Source organism: Azospirillum sp. CT11-132 (assembly GCF_047302835.1).
Lineage (GTDB): Bacteria > Pseudomonadota > Alphaproteobacteria > Azospirillales > Azospirillaceae > Azospirillum.
Genome location: NZ_JBGLZA010000003.1, coordinates 431029 through 448356, shown reverse-complemented (window position 1 = coordinate 448356; position 17328 = coordinate 431029). Strand labels below are relative to the sequence as shown.

Annotated in this window: 15 protein-coding genes; 5 read left to right on the top strand and 10 right to left on the bottom strand. The window is 66.1% G+C overall.

Annotated elements, in window-relative coordinates; all coding sequences use genetic code 11:
* Positions 1 to 233: 233 nt before the first annotated feature.
* Entirely contained in the window at positions 234 to 1169 is a 936-nt protein-coding gene (locus ACCD06_RS07870; RefSeq protein WP_199231942.1) for a cation diffusion facilitator family transporter, read from the bottom strand.
* A 120-nt stretch (positions 1170 to 1289) separates the two neighbouring features.
* Positions 1290 to 1898, bottom strand: a complete 609-nt coding sequence (gene pdxH / locus ACCD06_RS07865) for a pyridoxamine 5'-phosphate oxidase (protein ID WP_413339898.1) — start codon at positions 1896 to 1898, stop codon at positions 1290 to 1292.
* Between the two features lie 198 nt (positions 1899 to 2096).
* On the opposite strand from pdxH, the gene ACCD06_RS07860 reads away from it, so the two are divergent.
* The 3 genes from ACCD06_RS07860 (at position 2097) to ACCD06_RS07850 (ending at position 5184) form a co-directional block, all read left to right on the top strand.
* Complete coding sequence (locus ACCD06_RS07860) at positions 2097 to 2570, top strand: RT0821/Lpp0805 family surface protein (protein WP_109074578.1); 474 nt, start codon at positions 2097 to 2099, stop codon at positions 2568 to 2570.
* A 64-nt stretch (positions 2571 to 2634) separates the two neighbouring features.
* Entirely contained in the window at positions 2635 to 3597 is a 963-nt protein-coding gene (locus ACCD06_RS07855) for a DnaJ C-terminal domain-containing protein (RefSeq protein ID WP_413339895.1), read from the top strand.
* Between the two features lie 237 nt (positions 3598 to 3834).
* Complete coding sequence (locus ACCD06_RS07850; RefSeq protein ID WP_413339893.1) at positions 3835 to 5184, top strand: class I SAM-dependent methyltransferase; 1350 nt, start codon at positions 3835 to 3837, stop codon at positions 5182 to 5184.
* Between the two features lie 155 nt (positions 5185 to 5339).
* Here the strand turns inward: ACCD06_RS07850 and ACCD06_RS07845 are convergent, their stop codons facing one another.
* Positions 5340 to 6695, bottom strand: a complete 1356-nt coding sequence (locus ACCD06_RS07845) for a YihY family inner membrane protein (protein ID WP_413339891.1) — start codon at positions 6693 to 6695, stop codon at positions 5340 to 5342.
* A 118-nt stretch (positions 6696 to 6813) separates the two neighbouring features.
* On the opposite strand from ACCD06_RS07845, the gene fabI reads away from it, so the two are divergent.
* Entirely contained in the window at positions 6814 to 7662 is an 849-nt protein-coding gene (gene fabI, locus ACCD06_RS07840; protein WP_109074582.1) for an enoyl-ACP reductase FabI, read from the top strand.
* 135 nt (positions 7663 to 7797) lie between these two features.
* Positions 7798 to 8961, top strand: a complete 1164-nt coding sequence (locus ACCD06_RS07835; protein ID WP_109074583.1) for a hypothetical protein — start codon at positions 7798 to 7800, stop codon at positions 8959 to 8961.
* 214 nt (positions 8962 to 9175) lie between these two features.
* Here ACCD06_RS07835 and ftsH read toward each other — a convergent pair whose 3' ends face one another.
* From ftsH to ACCD06_RS07800, 7 genes are all read right to left on the bottom strand, one after another.
* Positions 9176 to 11113, bottom strand: a complete 1938-nt coding sequence (gene ftsH, locus ACCD06_RS07830) for an ATP-dependent zinc metalloprotease FtsH (protein ID WP_109074586.1) — start codon at positions 11111 to 11113, stop codon at positions 9176 to 9178.
* An 82-nt stretch (positions 11114 to 11195) separates the two neighbouring features.
* Positions 11196 to 12560 (bottom strand): tRNA lysidine(34) synthetase TilS, encoded by a 1365-nt coding sequence (tilS, locus tag ACCD06_RS07825; RefSeq protein WP_413339888.1) that lies wholly within the window; start codon positions 12558 to 12560, stop codon positions 11196 to 11198.
* Complete coding sequence (gene ybgF / locus ACCD06_RS07820; RefSeq protein WP_413339886.1) at positions 12548 to 13405, bottom strand: tol-pal system protein YbgF; 858 nt, start codon at positions 13403 to 13405, stop codon at positions 12548 to 12550. The genes tilS and ybgF overlap by 13 nt, the downstream gene beginning before the upstream one ends.
* Before the next feature lie 247 nt (positions 13406 to 13652).
* Positions 13653 to 14123: a peptidoglycan-associated lipoprotein Pal gene (gene pal, locus ACCD06_RS07815; protein ID WP_109074611.1), complete on the bottom strand. Its 471-nt coding sequence runs from the start codon at positions 14121 to 14123 to the stop codon at positions 13653 to 13655.
* Between the two features lie 148 nt (positions 14124 to 14271).
* Positions 14272 to 15624 carry a Tol-Pal system beta propeller repeat protein TolB gene (tolB, locus tag ACCD06_RS07810; protein ID WP_109074588.1) on the bottom strand — a complete coding sequence of 451 codons (1353 nt, stop codon included), beginning with the start codon at positions 15622 to 15624 and terminating at the stop codon, positions 14272 to 14274.
* 2 nt (positions 15625 to 15626) lie between these two features.
* The gene (locus ACCD06_RS07805; RefSeq protein WP_413339883.1) at positions 15627 to 16826 is read right to left on the bottom strand and encodes a hypothetical protein; all 1200 of its coding nucleotides are present in this window, start codon (positions 16824 to 16826) and stop codon (positions 15627 to 15629) included.
* A gap of 16 nt (positions 16827 to 16842) precedes the next feature.
* Entirely contained in the window at positions 16843 to 17325 is a 483-nt protein-coding gene (locus ACCD06_RS07800; protein WP_109074590.1) for an ExbD/TolR family protein, read from the bottom strand.
* Positions 17326 to 17328 lie beyond the last annotated feature (3 nt).

Here is a 17328-nt window from a genome sequence, read left to right as displayed (position 1 = left end):
TCCCGAGTACTATTATTGCGCTTTTGATACAGATTCGCAACGTAGGGGGTGCCAAAGCGGCGGCCGGCACCCCTGTCCTTTGGTAGGATACGTTAAGGGGAGGGCACGCCCGAAGATTGTGTATCAATCCTTATCGGGTGCGAAATGAGGGTTATCCCGCAATACGGACCCGTATCACCGGCTGCACCGCCCACAACCGTCAATCGCCGGGACTCGGTGTCCAGCCACCGCTCTCAGCCGGCGATCCGGTGATCCAGCCGCTCGTCGGCCAGTCCGGCCGGCTCCTGGTGGACCATAACCTCGGCGTTGACGAAGGCCTCGCGCAACCGCTGCTCCACCCGGTCGGCGATCTCGTGCGCGGCGGTCAGGCTGATGCCGCCGTCCAGCTCCAGATGCAGCTCGATGAAACAGCCGGTGCCGGCATTGCGCGTGCGCAGGTCGTGCAGACCGCGCACCCCCGGCTCGGCCCGCGCCAGTTCGACGATGCGCGCGCGCTCCTCCTCGGCCAGTTCGCGGTCCATCAGCACGTCGAGCGCGTCGCGCGCCACGCCGCGGGCACCGTTCAGCAGGAACAGGGCGATGCCGATGCCGAACAGCGGGTCGACCACGGTCAGCCCGGTCGCCTCGGTCAGCAGGATGGCGACGATGACCGCGCTGTTCATCAGCAGGTCGCCGGAATAGTGCAGCCGGTCCGCCCCGATGGCGACCGAACCGGTGGCCGTCTGCACCCGGCGCTGGAAGGTGATGAGCCCGGCGGTCAGCAGGATCGACAGCAGCATCACGGCGACGCCCATCGTCCCCTCGGCAATCGGCTCTGGCCGGACAATTCGCCGCACCGCCTCGACGCTCAGCAGCAGGGCCGAGCCGCCGATGAAGGCGGCCTGGGCGAGTGCGGCCAGCGCCTCCGCCTTGCCGTGCCCGAAGCGGTGGTTGGCGTCGGCCGGGCGCAGGGCATGGCGCACCCCCAGCAAGGTCACCACCGACGCCATCAGGTCGGTGCAGGAATCGATCAGCGACGACAGGATGCTGACCGATTCGGTCAGCAGATAGGCGGCCAGCTTCGCCGCGATCAGGGTGGAGGCCACCGACACGCTGGCATAGGTGGCATAGCGGCGCAGCCGGTCCGCCGATGCCGAGTTTTGCGCACTGTCGCTCAATGCTTCCCCCATCTGCTTGGCCCCATCCGCTTCGCCCCCGATCCTGATGCCCGGCCGCCATGGCCGGCGCGCGACCGTAGCGGCGCATCCTTACGGATCGCTTACCGTCGGCTTGTGCCAGACGTACCCCGGTTAGGGATAAAGATGCTCGGTGGTCCAACCCGTCTGCGTGCCCTCGGTCCCCTCGGCGCGCTGGAAAACCAGCCGGTCGTGCAGGCGGAACGGGCGGTCGCGCCAGAATTCGATCCGCGAGGGCAGCACGCGGAAGCCGGTCCAGTGCGGCGGCCGCGGCACGGTGCCGATGGCGTATTTGGCGGCGAACTGCGCCACGCGCTTCTCCAGCTCCCACCGCCCCTCCAGCGGGCGCGACTGCAGCGAGGCCCAGGCGCCGATCCGGCTTTCGCGCGGCCGGCTTTCGAAATAGGCGTCGGCCTCGGCATCGGTGACGACCTCCACCGGCCCCTCCACCCGCACCTGACGGCGCAGGCTCTTCCAATGGAAGCACAGGGCGGCGTTCCGATTCGCCAGCAGCTGGGTGCCTTTCCGGCTTTCGGTGTTGGTGTAGAAGACGAAACCGCGCGGATCGATCCCCTTCAGCAGAACCATCCGCACCGACGGGATGCCGTTGGCGTCGGCGGTGGCGAGCGCCATGGCGTTGGGATCGTTCGGTTCGCTCTGCTCAGCCTCCTTCATCCATTCGGCGAAGAGATCGTAAGGGTCGCGGTCGGTGCTGTCCGTCATGCCTGTGGTCCTGTATCGATGGGTCCCGCGCCGCCGGCCGGGCAGTGCGCGGCCAGGGGAGCGGGCGGGCTTCCGTGCAAAAGCGTAAGGGTCACAGCCTCATCACAATTCACAGCAAGCATAGGGTCGCTTATATCACTGTCCACCGCGAAGCCACCGATAAGGTGCCGCGGCAACCAACCTTTTCGAGGCGCAAGGATGTTCGTGAAGAAAGTCGTTCCGGCCATGATCGTCGCCGGCCTGCTGGCCGGCTGCCAGCTGGGTGGCCAGAAGGAAACGATCGGCACGGCGGGCGGCGCGGTCGCCGGCGGCCTGATCGGCTCGCAGATCGGCGGCGGTACCGGCAAGCTGGTGGCGACCGGCGTCGGCACGCTGCTCGGCGCCTTCATCGGCAGGGAGGTCGGCAGCTCGCTCGACAAGGCCGATGCCGGCTATGCCGAGACCGCGGCCCGTCAGGCCTACGCCGCCCCGGTCGGCGACCGCATCAACTGGAACAACCCGCAGTCGGGCAATTCCGGCACCATCGTCACCACCCGCGACGGCTACAGCAGCGCCGGCACCTATTGCCGCGAGTTCCAGCAGACCATCGTCGTGAAGGGCCGGACGGAGCAGGCGTACGGAACCGCTTGCAAACAGGCCGACGGTACGTGGAAGATCATCGGCAACTCGTAACTTCGCCGACCAGCACCCCGCACTCGCAACCTCTGAGCCCCCCTGGGGCGGGAACCCTCTGCCCGTGGCTACGCGCGATCCCTACAGCGTTCTCGGCGTCAGCCGGTCCGCCAGTGCCGACGACATCAAGAAGGCATACCGCAAGCTCGCCAAGCAGCATCACCCGGATCTGAAGCCGGGCGACGCCGCCAACGAGGAGCGGTTCAAGGAAATCTCGGCCGCCTACACGCTGCTGTCGGATGCCGAGAAGCGCGCCCGCTACGACCGTGGCGAGATCGACCCGTCGGGGCAGGAACGGCACGCGGGCTTCGGCTCGCGCGGCCGCTCCGGCAGCCGCGGCCGGGCCTACAGCAGCACGGCCGACGACACGTTCTTCGGTGCCGGCGACGACTGGTTCTCCGACCTGTTCGGCGGCGGCCGGCGCCGCCCCGGCGGGCCGGGGGCCGGAGCGGGTGCGGGAGCCGGCGGCTCCCCCGGGCCGCGGGTGCGGGGCAGCGACATCTCCTATTCGGTCACCGTCCCCTTCATCGAGGCGGCGAACGGGTCCAAGCGCCGGATCAACCTGTCCAACGGCAAGAGCATCGACGTCGCCATCCCGCCGGGGACGGAGAACGAGACGAAGCTGCGCCTGAAGGGCCAGGGCCTGCCCGGCATGGGCGGCATGCCCAACGGCGACGCCATCGTCGAGGTGCATGTCGAATCGCACCCCTACTTCACCCGGCAGGACAGCGACATCCATGTCGAAGTGCCGATCACCCTGAACGAGGCGGTTCTCGGCGCCACCGTCAATGTGCCGACGATCAGCGGCAAGGTGGCCGTCAAGGTGCCGCCCGGTGCCAACACCGGCTCCGTCCTGCGGCTGCGCGGCAGGGGCGTGGTCAATCAGGCCACCAAGCAGCCGGGCGACCAGTATGTGAAGCTGAAGGTCGTCCTTCCCGATCCGCCCGACGCCGAACTGGTCAAGTTCGTGGAACAGTGGGCTAAGACCCGCAGCTACGACGTCCGCAAGAAGGCCGGGCTGGAGTAAGACGGGGGCTGCGCCTGAGTGGTGGTTCAGGCGCAGTTTCGTCCGACCAAGGATATTTCTTAATCCGGCGCTGCATATCGGCATGCCCCCAACGCGCCTCTACCAGAACGTGCATCATATCGCGATCCCGATATCGCTCGACGTCTTCGAGCGTCGTTCGTGGTTTGCCGGGGCCTAATGCCGCCATCATCTCAATGGGAGGGAGCCTCCCGAAGCAGTCAGCTCAAGGATGTATAGATGGCCGTAATTTCAAGCAGCGATCTGGATCAATGGGTTGATTTGGTTGACAGGAAATATGGCGGAGTTATGGGGACCCAGGATTTTCTCCAGGAGTTCGGGGATTTCAGGGTTACTCTCAAAACAGAGATCGACGAAAACCTCTGTCCTTTTTCAGAAGAATATTTCAATCAGCAACTTTCCGTTTATGAGGAAATCTCAGGAAGAAAACTGAATCAGTCAGATGGAGAACTGCATCCGGTTAACATTTCATCGCTGCTTCGCGCTCCCAACCCCCTGGGTATCTGGAACACTTCGCATGTATCAGAAATGGTGCGCGCGCTCACCGCGCTGATGTCACTTTCCGGACTTGGCGTTGCTGCCAAGATACTCGATATGGGAGCAGGCCACGGGCTCAGTTCGGAGGTTTTTTCCTTCTGTGGAGCCAATGTACACGCCATCGATATCGATCCCGCCCTCTCGGAACTCAGCAGACTTCGAAGCCAAAGACTGGGATATGAACTCAAAAGAAGCACGATGAATTTTGATGACACTGCCGAGATCGAAGATAAACTATACGACGCGGCTTATTTCTTTCAGTCTTTTCACCACTGCACAAGGCCGTGGGATCTGGTCAAAATCCTATCGGGGAAAATCATTGATGACGGTATTATCGGCTTCACGGGCGAACCGATCCAACAAACTTGGTGGAAGCACTGGGGAATTCGACTCGATTACGAATCCGTGTATGTAGCGCGCAAATACGGCTGGTTCGAATCCGGATGGTCCCACAAGTTCATTCGGGATTGCTTCGAACGCAATTCGATGGAACTCCGGTTTTTCAGAGGTGGACACGGCGGCGGTGAAATCGCCATCGCTTGCGCAAATCCGAACAGACTCACGATGATAGCCGAGCGCGCCCTTGCCCTTGGTCACGCGGAAGTCATGAAACGGGGCAGCGAGGCGTGGTCATCCATGCAGTATCATAGCCAGATCGGGGAATCTGCCGACCTGTGCGGACAGCCCGCAATCCGCACCCGCACCCCGCGGAGCGACGGAGGCTACCTGTGTTACGGGCCATATGCGACGCTGGAACCCGGAGACTATGAGATAACGCTGCTGCTGGCACGCTCGGACGGCCAGGAAGTGACCGGCCCCGAGTCGCATGCGGCGTTCGACGTGGTATGCAACCACGGAAATGTAACCATCCACCCCAAGGAACGATTCACCATCAAGATGAATGATGTCGCGGTCCTAACAAGGATTTTTACAATCGATACGGAATGCCGGAATGTGGAAGCCAGAATTGAGATTATTGGTCTCGACACCTGGACCTGCACAATTCCGCATTTTCGCAAGATCCAGCATTAGATCGTCAGCATACATCGAATCGACGGAACGCTTGATTTTGCGATTTTATCGCGAATTATGATTCTAGAGCTTATCAGGTGTTTCGACTTCCATCTGACGAACCCTAAACCACTCGACATGATGCGCTCCTTTGCGCAGCAATCAAAAGGCCGCATTCAACTTTTAACCGCCCGCAGCGAAACCGCTCCACTTCCCTGCCCGGCCGGTTGCCCCTCCGGCGGCAGATCGTCGTTCAGCAGGCTCTTCAGCGGCACGTTCAGCAGATCGCTCTGCCGTGCCTCGGCGGCGTCCAGCAGGCGGGCGGTGCGCTCCTGCCAGGGCAGGTCCAGCCCGCCCAGACCGTGGACCGAGCCGCGCATGCCGATGCCTAGCGCCTTCATCAGCTCCAGCAGCGTCGCCTCGCCCATGTCGCGGGTGACCACCCAGGCGTCGCGCGTGGTGTGGGCAACCCAATGGGCGTCGCGCAGCTGTTCCAGGATGCCGTCGATCAGCAGCGTGCCCACCGGCACCCGGCCGACCAGCGTGCGGCGGCGCATGCCGACGCCCAGCCGGCTGGCCTCCATCAGTTCGTGCAGGACGGCCAGCGCGAGCGCCAGCCGCTGGGCCGGCAGCAGCCCCTCCATGCCGCCGCGGGTGACCTTTCCGGCGCGCCACTCCGGCAGTGATGCGGCGACCACCGCGCCGAACAGCACCGTCGACCAGGCGATGTAGAGCCAGAACAGGAAGATCGGCACCACCGACAGGGCGCCGTAGATGGTCTGGTAGGCCGGGTATTCGCGCATGTACCAGCCGAAGATCGCCTTCGACCCTTCCAGCAGGATCGAGCCGATGGCGCCGCCGCACAGCGCGTCCAGCCAGAACACGTCGCGATTCGGGATCACCAGATACAGCAGCGTACATCCCAGCAACTGCAGCCCGAACGGCAGCAGCATGCCGATTCCCGCCAGCGGATGGACCACACCCTGCAGGTGCGCCACCTCCAGCGCGGTCCACAGCGTGCTGGACAGCGACAGGCTGGCGCCGGCGAACAGCGGGGTCAGCGATACCACCGCCCAGAAGGACAGGATGCGGGTCACATAGGAGCGCGGCTCGCGCACGCGCCAGACGGTGGCGAAGGACCCCTCTATGGTCCAGATCAGCAGCACCGCCGACACCGCCAGCCCGATCACGCCGAAAATCGGCATCTGCCCGGCATTCGCCATGAAGCGGCCGAGATATTCCAGGATCGCGTCGCCGATCTCCGGCACCAGATTCTTGACCAGCGCCGTCTGGATGCGCAGCTGCAGCGCGCTGAAGGCCGGAAAGGCGGAGAAGATGGCGAAGCCGATGGTCATCATCGGCACGATGGCCAGCAGCGAGGTGTAGGTCAGCGCCGCCGCGGTCTGGAAACAGTTGTCGTTGTAGAAGCGCAGCATCGAGTGGCCGAAGAAGCCGCCAAGCTCCCTCAGACCGCTGAGGATGCGGCTGCGCTCCTCCTCCTCGCGGCCGTCTGTGTCCTTAGGGTGAGCCATGCGACACCTCCTGCGGCGGGACCGCCCGCGTCGGTTTGACCGGTGGGCGCTTTCGTGTAGGATGCGCCCCACTTTTCGCGGCTTGTCCCGCGGCACATCCGTCGTTCACGAGGTTCCGATGTCCAATCCGATGCCGCTCATGGCCGGCAAGCGTGGCCTGATCATGGGCGTGGCCAACGATCGTTCGATCGCCTGGGGGATCGCCTCCACCCTGGCCCAGCACGGGGCGGAGCTTGCCTTCACCTATCAGGGCGATGCGCTGCTGAAGCGGGTGAAGCCGCTGGCCGATCAGGTCGGCGCCAAGCTCGTCCTGCCCTGCGACGTGACGGACGAGGGCAGCATCGACGCGACCTTCGCCGCCATCGAAAAGGAATGGGGCGGGCTGGACTTCGTGGTTCATGCCATCGCCTTTTCCGACAAGAACGAGCTGGACGGGCTGTATCTCGACACCACGCGGGCCAACTTCCTGCGCACCATGGACATCTCCTGCTACTCCTTCACCGCGGTGGCGCAGCGCGCCGTGCCGCTGATGAAGGACGGCGGCAGCCTGCTCACTCTATCCTATTACGGCGCCGAGCGCGTCATGCCCCATTACAATGTGATGGGTGTCGCCAAGGCCGCGCTGGAGGCCAGTGTGCGTTATCTGGCCGTCGATCTGGGTGGCCGCAACATCCGTGTCAACGCCATTTCCGCCGGTCCGATCAAGACTCTGGCCGCCAGCGGCATCGGCGACTTCCGCTATATCCTGAAGTGGAACGAGCTGAACGCCCCGCTGAAGCGCAACGTCACCATCCAGGAGGTCGGCGGCGCCGGCCTGTTCCTGATGTCCGATCTCGGCAGCGGCGTCACCGGCGAGGTGATGCATGTCGACAGCGGCTATCACACCGTCGGCATGGTCGCGGTGGACGAGGCGGCCGAGGTCGCCAGCCTGCTGGGCTCGCTGGGCGGCACGCCGAAGGCCGGCTGAAATCCAGTCGGTTGAGCCGGAGAACGGCGCCCGCAATCGCATGACGAGGAGAGGGATCGGCACGCCGATCCCTCTTTGCGTTTGCAAAAACGGCGTCTATGATTTGCGCAATATTCGCGGATTTGGGTAATATTCATGCGCGCTCGCAAGAAAATGGACTCGGTTTCTCCGATCCTTGAGCAGATTCTCTATGGCGGCTCCAGCGTGTCGATGAATCTCATCGCCATCACGCGCGAGATTCCGGAAGAGCAGCGCATGTTCAAGGCCCAGGGCCTGAACAACTGCATTCTGTTCAAATACCCGAACTTCGACGACCGCGACGACGACGGCGGCGATCCCATCGCCGAGGACGAGGAGCTGGAAGGCGGCGAGCGCCCGGTCGAGACCGGCATCTATGTGCCGCACAACGCCCGTGCGCCGGAGGCCGGCGGCATCGCCATCTACCTGCGCGGCCGCAACAGCGCAACCCTGCTGGAAGAGCAGTTCGGCCTGAAGCACGGGCCGCAGGAAAACGGCATCATCGGCGACATGAAGATGCTGCAGATGATCGACGACGTTCCGTCGCTCGACGCCTTCCTGCTGAAGACCTGCTTCGAGGCGGAGAAGGTCAACGTCGACCCGCGCCACTGGCTGATCTCCAACGAGGAGGACCACCAGCTCCGCCGCCTGATCCGCGCCCGCATCGAACCGATCGTCCGCAAGGCGCTGTCCGGCAGCCAGGGCAGCGCCGGAAGCATCGAGCGCTTCCTGGAAGCGATCTGGAATCCCAATCTGGAAGAGGCCGGCCTGTTCGTCTCCGCCTTCGGCATCGAGCGGTCGGAGGCCGACACCATCTTCAGCGCCTGGAAGGGCACGACCTTCTACGAATACCAGCTGCGCCGCATTGCCCCGCGCGCCCGCACCATCCTGACCTGGCTGAAGTCGCGCGAGTGCATTCCGGTCGACATCCGCATGCACAAGCCCTACGAGACCCAGCTGCTGATGCACATCGAACGGGTGGGCAAGCTGCTGGAGACCACGCTGCTCGACATCCGCACCATCCTGTCGGACTACGAGACGTCGTTCAGCAGCTTCATGAACGGCCAACCGGAGCCCTTCCGCGACTACCTGCGCAGCATCCGCTCGCGCTATTGGCTGCTCGGCTACTGCGTCTCGGCGCTCACCAGCGTCGCCCATCTGGACGCCCGCTGCATGAAGAACACGCCGTCGCGCAAGCTGTACTTCGAGGGCATGCAGAAGCTGCTGCGCCAGTTCGACGTGGCGCTGGACCGCCGGCGCGAGCAGAAGGGGTCGCTCTAACAAGCCGACGGCCCCCTCCCCATCCCTCCCCCGCGTTCCGCGGGAGAGGGGGTAGGACGCTTGACAACGTGAGTGTTTCGCGAAGCGTCGGCAGCAGCCCTCTCTCCCGTGATCCGGGGCAGGAGGTCGAAGCGCTCACCACAACACAAGTTCTTCCACAAAAAAAAGGCGGCGCCTCGCAGCGCCGCCTTCTTCATTTCGGAACCCCGAACCGTCAGGTGCCCTGCGGTTCCGGACCCATGCCGCCGCTCTCCTGCCCGGTGCTGGGTGGGACGGAAGACCGGCGGCCGGTGCCGGTGGTCGGACGCGGCGGGACGGCCATCGTCTCGCGGTCGTCGTCGCGCAGGATCGGCTCGCCGCGCAGCAGACGGTTGATCTCGTCGCCGCTCAGCGTCTCGTACTCCAGCAGGCCCTTGGCCAGGGTGTGCAGCTGGTCGATGTTCTCGGTCAGGATGGTCCGGGCGCGGTCGTAGCTCTCGTCCACGATGCGGCGGATTTCCTCGTCGACCAGTTGGGCGGTGCGGTCGGACATGTTCTTGTGCTGGGTCACCGAATGGCCCAGGAACACCTCCTGCGTCGGCTCGCCGTAGAGCAGCGGGCCGAGCTTGTCGCTCATGCCCCACTCCGTCACCATCCGGCGCGACATCTCGGTCGCCATCTTGATGTCGCCCGAGGCGCCGGTGGTCACCCGCTCCTTGCCGAAGATCAGCTCTTCCGCGATGCGGCCGCCCATGGCGACGGTCAGGTCGGCCAGCAGCTTGGCCTGCGACAGGCTGATGCGGTCGCCTTCCGGCAGGCGCATCACCATGCCCAGCGCACGGCCGCGCGGGATGATGGTGGCCTTGTGGACCGGGTCGCTGTCGGCGCAGTGGATGGCGCAGATGGCGTGGCCGGCCTCGTGGTAGGCGGTCAGCTTCTTCTCGTCCTCGGTCATCACCATGGAGCGGCGTTCCGCACCCATCATGACCTTGTCCTTGGCGTTCTCGAACTCGTTCATGCCGACGACGCGCTTGCCGATGCGGGCCGCCAGCAGCGCCGCCTCGTTGACCAGGTTCGCCAGATCGGCGCCGGAGAAGCCGGGGGTGCCGCGGGCGATGACCTTGGCGTCGACGTCCGGCGACAGCGGGACCTTTCGCATGTGGACCTTGAGGATCTTCTCGCGGCCCAGCACGTCGGGGTTCGGCACCACGACCTGCCGGTCGAAGCGGCCCGGACGCAGCAGCGCGGGATCGAGAACGTCCGGACGGTTGGTCGCGGCGATCAGGATCACGCCCTCGTTCGCCTCGAAGCCGTCCATCTCGACCAGCAGCTGGTTGAGGGTCTGCTCACGCTCGTCGTTGCCGCCGCCCAGGCCGGCGCCGCGATGGCGGCCGACCGCGTCGATTTCGTCGATGAAGATGATGCAGGGGGCGTTCTTCTTGCCCTGTTCGAACATGTCGCGGACGCGGCTGGCGCCGACGCCGACGAACATTTCAACGAAGTCCGAGCCGGAAATGGTGAAGAACGGGACATTGGCTTCGCCGGCCACCGCGCGGGCGGTCAGCGTCTTACCGGTACCCGGCGGGCCGACCAGAAGGCAGCCCTTCGGGATCTTGCCGCCCAGCCGCTGGAACTTCTGCGGGTCCTTCAGGAACTCGACGATTTCCGTCAGCTCCTGCTTGGCCTCGTCGATGCCGGCGACATCGTCGAAGGTCACGCGCCCGACCTTCTCGGTCAGCAGGCGAGCCCGCGACTTACCGAAGCCCATGGCCTTGCCGCCGCCGGACTGCATCTGGCGCATGAAGAAGATCCAGACGCCGATCAGCAGAAGCATCGGGAACCAGGACAGCAGCACCGAGAACAGCGACGGGACGTTGCTGTCGTCGGGGACCGCATTGATCCGGACATTCTTGTTGGTCAGGCGCTCCACCAGACCCGCTTCGGGCGGGACATAGGTGCTGAAGGAGCGGCCGTCCGAGAAATGGCCGGAAACCTGGTTGCCCTTGATCGTCACGTCTGCAACCTGGCCCCGGTCCACTTCGGCGAGAAGCTCGCTGAACGGAACGGTCGTTTGCGGGCTGCGGGTGGAAGAACTCTGGAACAGATTGAACAGGGCCACGAGCAGCAGCCCTATGATGATCCAGAGCGCGAGGTTCTTGCCGAAATTGTTCACGTCACACGCCTTTCTGCGAACCCATCGCCATGCGGTGCGCCGACAAGGCCGCACCCCGGACTCCTACGGGCACGTTCCCTGATTAAATAATGCCGCGCCGGTCCGAAACAACCGTAAAAGCTGGTCTCCCCAACGACGAAAGCGGACGGAAGATCGCGCGGTCCATCGGGACCTGTCCATCCGCGTCCAACCCGTATCGTCCGCCAACCATTGGTACGCCAAGCAATTCCGTTCCCGACCAAAGGCTTGGCAGGGCTTCCCGCACCGGAACCGGCAGATCGGGCACCCTCTCCGGCGCCAGCCGGGCCACCCATTCGCGCCAGCCCGGCGCCCCCAGCGCAGCGACCATAACGGGCTTGCCATGTCGCGGAGACACTCGCAGGTCGAAGCGGCCGTCCCACAGCACCCGCCCGCCCGGCGGTACGCTCAGCCGCTCCAGTGCCGCAACCGGCTCGCGCGCCACCATGACGGCGCCCCGCCGCATCCGCACCACGCAGCCGCCCAAGGTCGTGCCCTGCCCGTCCGCCAGGGCACCGAGCAGACGCTCCAGCGCCTCGTCGCGCACGGGATGGGCCGGCCCACCGACCGCGGTCAGAGCCTGGGCCAGCGCCCGTAGCGCGATCTCCGCCGGCGCGGCCAGCAACGGTGCGGGAGCCAGCGTGATCCAGCCTTCCGGATGAACGGTCGCCGCCTCGGCAAGCAGCCCGGCGGTCGCCTGTTCCAGCGCCGCCCGCGCCCGTCCGGCGCGGCGCGCGACCTCGGTCAACCGAATGGCGTCCAGCCCCTCCCCGCCCAGCAGATCGACGGCGGCACGCAGCCGGGCGCGAGCGAAGCGCGGATTGCGGTTGGACGGGTCCTCGATCCAGTCGGCACCCTCGGCGCGGCAGGTCGCCAGAAGCCGGTCATGGGAAAAATTCAGCAGCGGCCGGATCACCCGCACCGCCCCGTCGGCGCGCACAGCGGCCATTCCGGCCAGCCCGTCGATGCCGGAGCCGCGGGCCAGCCGCAGTAGCACCGTTTCCGCCTGATCGTCGCGATGGTGGGCGAGCGCCAGATGCAGGATGCCGGCCTCGCCGCAGGCCGCCGCCAGCAGCCGGTGCCGCGCCGCCCTGGCCGCCGCCTGCAATCCGGCCGAGGGCTTCTCCCCGTCCCAGCGCAGGATGCGGTGAGGAATTCCGAGTCGGGCCATCATCTGCCCGACCGCCACCGCCTCGTCGGCCGATTCGGGCCGCAAGCCATGGTCGACGGTCAGCGCCAGCAGGCTTCCGCCCTGCTCTGCGACCCAATGCCGCAGCAGCAGAACCAGCGCCATGCTGTCGCCGCCGCCGGAAAGCCCGACGGCGACGGCCGGCGCCGGTTCGAATCCGCCCAGCGCCGCCATCGCACGGGCGAACTCCTCCCGCGATACCGGATCGGAGTCGCCGGCCCCGCCCATCAGGCCGGGCAATTGATGCGCTTGCGCTCCGTGTCGGCGCGACGCTTCACGCTGGCCGAGGCTTCGGGGAACTTGGTCAGCAGCTGGTTGAAGGCGGTGCAGGCATCCGACTTCTTGTTCATCTGCTGCAGAGTCATGCCCAGCTTCAGCAGGCTGTCCGCCGCCTTCGGGTTGGTGCGGTACTTGGACAGCACCTCGGCGAAGGCCTGGGCCGCTTCGGGGAAGCGGTTGCGGACGTAATAGCTCTCGCCCAGCCAATATTGCGCGTTGCCGGCATAGGCATGGGACTTGTTCTTGGAGATGAACTCCTGCAGCGCCTTCTCGGCCCGGTCATAGTCGGAGTTGCGCAGCAGTTCGAACGCCTGTTCATACTGCTTTTCCGGCGACAGACCGGCGGTCGAGGGCGGATTCGCTGCTGCGGTCTGCGCCGGCTTGTCGGCCGGCTTCTTCTCGTCGGGAGCGGCCTTCGCCGGCTTCGACGGCGCGGCATCGGCCATGGCGCCGCCGCCCATCGCCCCTCCGGTGGCCCCACCGCCCTTCTCCAGCTCCTTCAAGCGGAAATCGACGTCGGCATTCACCTTCTCCAGGCGCTCGCGCAGCTGGGTGACCTGATAGGTCGATTCCTCGTACTTGCCGGTCAGGTCCTGGATGGCGCGCTCCAGGTTCTGCAGTCGGATCTCGAAATCGGCGGCGACGGAGGGTGACAGCTGCGCCACCTCCACCGGACCGCCCAGCGCCGCAACCTGGGTTTCCAGCGATTGCAGCCGTTCGATCTGCCCCTTCGACTGGGCCAGGGCGGGGCTTGCCGCGAGCATGCCACCCAGCAGCAGGGCGGCGACGGGACGGATGTTGGTCATGCGCGTGGGATCCTGAGGAGATCTGATGCCGGGGGGAACACCCACGGCGACCATGGCGAACGAAAAAGGCGACGCGATGGCCGCTGTTTAGCAGAACTTGCGCACCGGCGCAAAAGAACCGACAGCGCCGGGAATCCGGCCATCAAAAGATCCGGGAATGCCGCCTGCCGAAAAGAAAAAGGCGCCGCCCCGGTTGTCCGGTGGCGGCGCCTTTTCCCAATTCCCCGTCAGGCGGGGACCGGCGTCATTAGTTGACGACGGTCACGCCACGGCGGTTCTGCGACCAGGCGGCCTCGTTCGAGCCAACCACGGCCGGACGCTCCTTGCCGTAGGACACGACGTTGACGCGGCCGGCCGGGATGCCCTTGGCGGCCAGGTAGTTCTTCACCGAGTTGGCGCGGCGCTCACCCAGGGCCAGGTTGTACTCGCGGGTGCCGCGCTCGTCGGCATGACCCTCGACGGTCACGGTGACCGAACCGTAGGTCTGCAGCCACTTGGCCTGACGGTCGAGGGTGGCGCGAGCCTCCGGCGACAGGTCGAAGCGGTCGAGGCCGAAGAAGACGCGGTCGCCGACGTTGACGACGAAATCTTCCGCCGAGCCCGGGCGGACCGAGGTCTGCTGGGCACCGGTGTTGGCGCCGTTGGCGGCGTCGTTCGGCGTGGATTCGCAAGCGGCGAGCAGGGCGACCGCGGCGAGGGCGAGGAACTTCATGCGCATGTTCAGGGACCCCTTGAACGACAATTGTTGAGTGGCCGGACTAGTCAGCACGAGAGCCGCTTCTTTTCGCCAATCCCCGACGAAAAGACGACGTCCGACCTTTGTCTTGAGCATTGCTCCCGCGCCGCCGCAAAATAGGGCTACTCCACTAGGGAATCAAGGGCGACCACGCGGGGTCCGACGCGCCGACCGGGGTGCTCACGCGACGCTCGTTCGCGCCGGTGATGTCGATGCTGTACAGCTGGGCATTGCGGCCACGGCCGTCACCCGTCGGCAAGTCCTTGAAGAACATGAGAACACGGCCGTTGGGCGCCCAGGTCGGCCCCTCGACGTGGAAGGCTTCGGTCAGGATTCGTTCCCCGGTTCCATCCGGACGGATTACGCCGATTGCAAAGCTGCTACCACGCTGGCGCGTGAAGGCGATCAGGTCGCCGCGCGGCGACCACACCGGCGTGCCGTAGCGGCCCTCGCCGAAGGTCAGCCGCTTCACGCCCGATCCGTCGGCGCCCATGACATAGAGCTGCTGCGTGCCGCCGCGGTCCGACTCGAAGACGATGCGCTGGCCGTCCGGCGAATAGCTGGGACCGGTGTCGATGCCCGGCGCGTCGGTCAGCTGGGTCTGGCGGCGGGTGCGCAGGTCCAGCGTGTAGATGTCGGTGTTGCCGTTCTGGGCCATCGACATGATGACCTTGTTGCCGTCGGGCGAGAAGCGCGGGGCGAAGGTCATGCCGGGAAAGTCGCCCAGGACCTCCTGGCGGCCGGTATCGATGTTGAACAGGTACACGCGCGGCTTCTTGTTGAAGTACGACATGTACGTGATTTCCTGGGACGTCGGCGAGAAGCGCGGCGTCAGGACCAGGGTCTGGCCGTCGGTCAGGAACTGATGGTTGGCGCTGTCCTGGTCCATGATGGCCAGCTGCTTCTTGCGCGCGTTCGCCGGGCCGGATTCGGCGACATAGACGATGCGCGTGTCGAAATAGCCGTCCTCGCCGGTCAGGCGCTTATAGATGGCGTCGGCCACAATGTGGGCGATGCGGCGCCATTCCTGCGGCGAGGCGCTGTAGCTCAGCCCCTGCATGTACTGGCCGGCGGCGACGTCCCACAGGCGGAAGTCCACCTTCATGCGGCCGTCGCCACCCGTCGTGGTGTTGCCGGCGACCAGCGCCTGGGCGCCCAGCGCCTTCCAGTCGGGGTAACGCGGCTCGCCGCTGCGCAGCTGCTCCGGCGTCTGCAGGAAGCCGCGCGGGTCCAGCGGCTTGAACAGGCCGGACCGCTCCAGGTCGGCGGAGATGACCTTGGAGATGTCGGCGCCCAGCTGGGCATCGCGTCCGCCCGCTCCGGCGAAGCTGGTGATCGCGATTGGCAGCGGCTCGGACACGCCCCGCGTGATGTCGATGCGCAACTCGGCGCGCGCCTCCTGCGGAGCGGCAACGCCGAGGGAGAGGAGAAGCGCGCCGGTGGCCCCGGCCAGCTTCAACAGAAGCCTCGTCTTCGTCGTCATGGTCAGAACATGTCCCTCGGGTCGAAATTGAACACGATGAAGCGCCAGTCTTCATAAGTCTGCGACGTGAACTCGCTGGGCAGCAGGTCCAGCGGACTGGACCGTTTGACCGCGCGCACCGCCGCATCGGCCGACGCCCGGAAGGCGGCGTCCGACATGTAGCGCGACTTGTACTTCTCGTCGATCCAGGCGCGGATCACGCTGTGGTCGCGGCCGACCTCGACGTGGATCTCGATCTGCATCGACCCAGCGTCCTTGCGGCCGCTGTCGAAGTTCCAGTTCTTGCTCAACTGGCCGCGGATGGCGTCCAGCGCGCGGCCCGACGGCTTGAACGGCTTGTCGGGGCCGTTGGTTGCCTTCGCCGCCCCGGCCGGCGCCGCCGAGGCGGTCTTCTGGCTGGGCTTGGCGTCGCTGTTGGCGCTGGCCGATGCCTTGCCGTCCGCCTTCGGGTTGTCCGACGGCTTGATCTTCCCGACGTTCGACAGCAGGTCGGACAGCGGGTCGGTCTTGGCCGACGGCTTCTCCGGCTGCTTGGCCGGGGTTTCCGCCTTCTTCGGTTCCGCCTTCGCGACCTCCTTCGCCGGCTCCGGCTTCTTCGGTTCCGCCTTGGGCGGTTCCGGCTTCGGCTCGTGCTTGGGAGGCTCTGGCTTCTTCGGCTCAGGCTTGGGCGGTTCCGGCTTCGGAGGCTCAGGCTTGGGCTCGTGCTTCGGCGGTTCCGGTTTGGGCGGTTCCGGCTTCGGCGGCTCGGGCTTGGGCGGCTCCGGCGGTTTCGGAGTCGGCGACGGCGCCGGATCCGGGGGCGGAGGCGGCGGGGGTGGCGGAGGCGGTGGCGGAGGCGTCGGAGCCGGCTTGGGCGGCGGCGTCGGCTCGCGCGGCGGCGGCGGCACCTGGGCGACCTTCGGCGGCTCCGGCGTCTTGGCAGGCGGCGGGGGCGGCGGAGGCGGTTCGTCCTCCTCGTCCGGCGGCTCGGGCGCCGGCGGCGACGGCTTGGCTTCCGGCGTCGGCGGGCGCGGCGCGGCGTTGGCCGGCTTCGGCTCGCCCTTCTCGACGCGGGCGGCCTGGGTGACCTCGCCGATGTCGACGATCTCGATCGGGATCGAGGAGGCGATTTCGAGCTTGCGATCGCTGGGCGGCATGCCGAGCACCATCAGCGCGACCAGCGCGACGTGCAGCACCGCCGAGGCGATCAGGGGCTTGCGCATGGGAGTTCTGCCCGCCTCAACGCGCCGGTTTGGGCGCGCCGACCCGCGCGCTGGACGCGGTCGGGCCGTTCGGCATCTCGGCGACCAGACCGACCTTCTTGAAGCCGGCGGCGCTCATGGTGCCCATCACCTCCAGCATCTTGCCGTAGGCGATCTTGGCGTCGCCGCGGACCAGGATGCGGGCTTCCGGGTTGTTGTTGGTCACCGCGATCAGCAGCGGCACCATGTTGCCCAGTTCGACCGGAGTCTCCTGGACGAAGACGCGGCCGTCGGTCTGCACGGTGACGAACAGCGGGTCCTTCTGCTGCTCCAGCGGAGCGGCATTGGTCTTGGGCAGGTCGACCGGCACGCCGACGGTCAGCATCGGGGCGGCGACCATGAAGACGATCAGCAGGACCAGCATGACGTCGATGAACGGCGTCATGTTGATCTCGGCCATCGCGCGATAGCCCCGGCGCTTGCCGCGTCCGTGGGATTTGCCTGCGAGTTGTCCGGCCATGGT

Coding starts and splice junctions, on each gene's coding strand:
- tolB (WP_109074588.1), bottom strand. CDS start 15,624: ATGACGACGAAGACGAGGCTTCTGTTGAAGCTGGCCGGGGCCACCGGC.
- ACCD06_RS07870 (WP_199231942.1), bottom strand. CDS start 1,169: ATGGGGGAAGCATTGAGCGACAGTGCGCAAAACTCGGCATCGGCGGAC.
- ACCD06_RS07860 (WP_109074578.1), top strand. CDS start 2,097: ATGTTCGTGAAGAAAGTCGTTCCGGCCATGATCGTCGCCGGCCTGCTG.
- ACCD06_RS07805 (WP_413339883.1), bottom strand. CDS start 16,826: ATGCGCAAGCCCCTGATCGCCTCGGCGGTGCTGCACGTCGCGCTGGTC.
- ACCD06_RS07850 (WP_413339893.1), top strand. CDS start 3,835: ATGGCCGTAATTTCAAGCAGCGATCTGGATCAATGGGTTGATTTGGTT.
- ACCD06_RS07845 (WP_413339891.1), bottom strand. CDS start 6,695: ATGGCTCACCCTAAGGACACAGACGGCCGCGAGGAGGAGGAGCGCAGC.
- pal (WP_109074611.1), bottom strand. CDS start 14,123: ATGCGCATGAAGTTCCTCGCCCTCGCCGCGGTCGCCCTGCTCGCCGCT.
- ACCD06_RS07835 (WP_109074583.1), top strand. CDS start 7,798: ATGCGCGCTCGCAAGAAAATGGACTCGGTTTCTCCGATCCTTGAGCAG.
- pdxH (WP_413339898.1), bottom strand. CDS start 1,898: ATGACGGACAGCACCGACCGCGACCCTTACGATCTCTTCGCCGAATGG.
- ybgF (WP_413339886.1), bottom strand. CDS start 13,405: ATGACCAACATCCGTCCCGTCGCCGCCCTGCTGCTGGGTGGCATGCTC.
- fabI (WP_109074582.1), top strand. CDS start 6,814: ATGTCCAATCCGATGCCGCTCATGGCCGGCAAGCGTGGCCTGATCATG.
- ACCD06_RS07800 (WP_109074590.1), bottom strand. CDS start 17,325: ATGGCCGGACAACTCGCAGGCAAATCCCACGGACGCGGCAAGCGCCGG.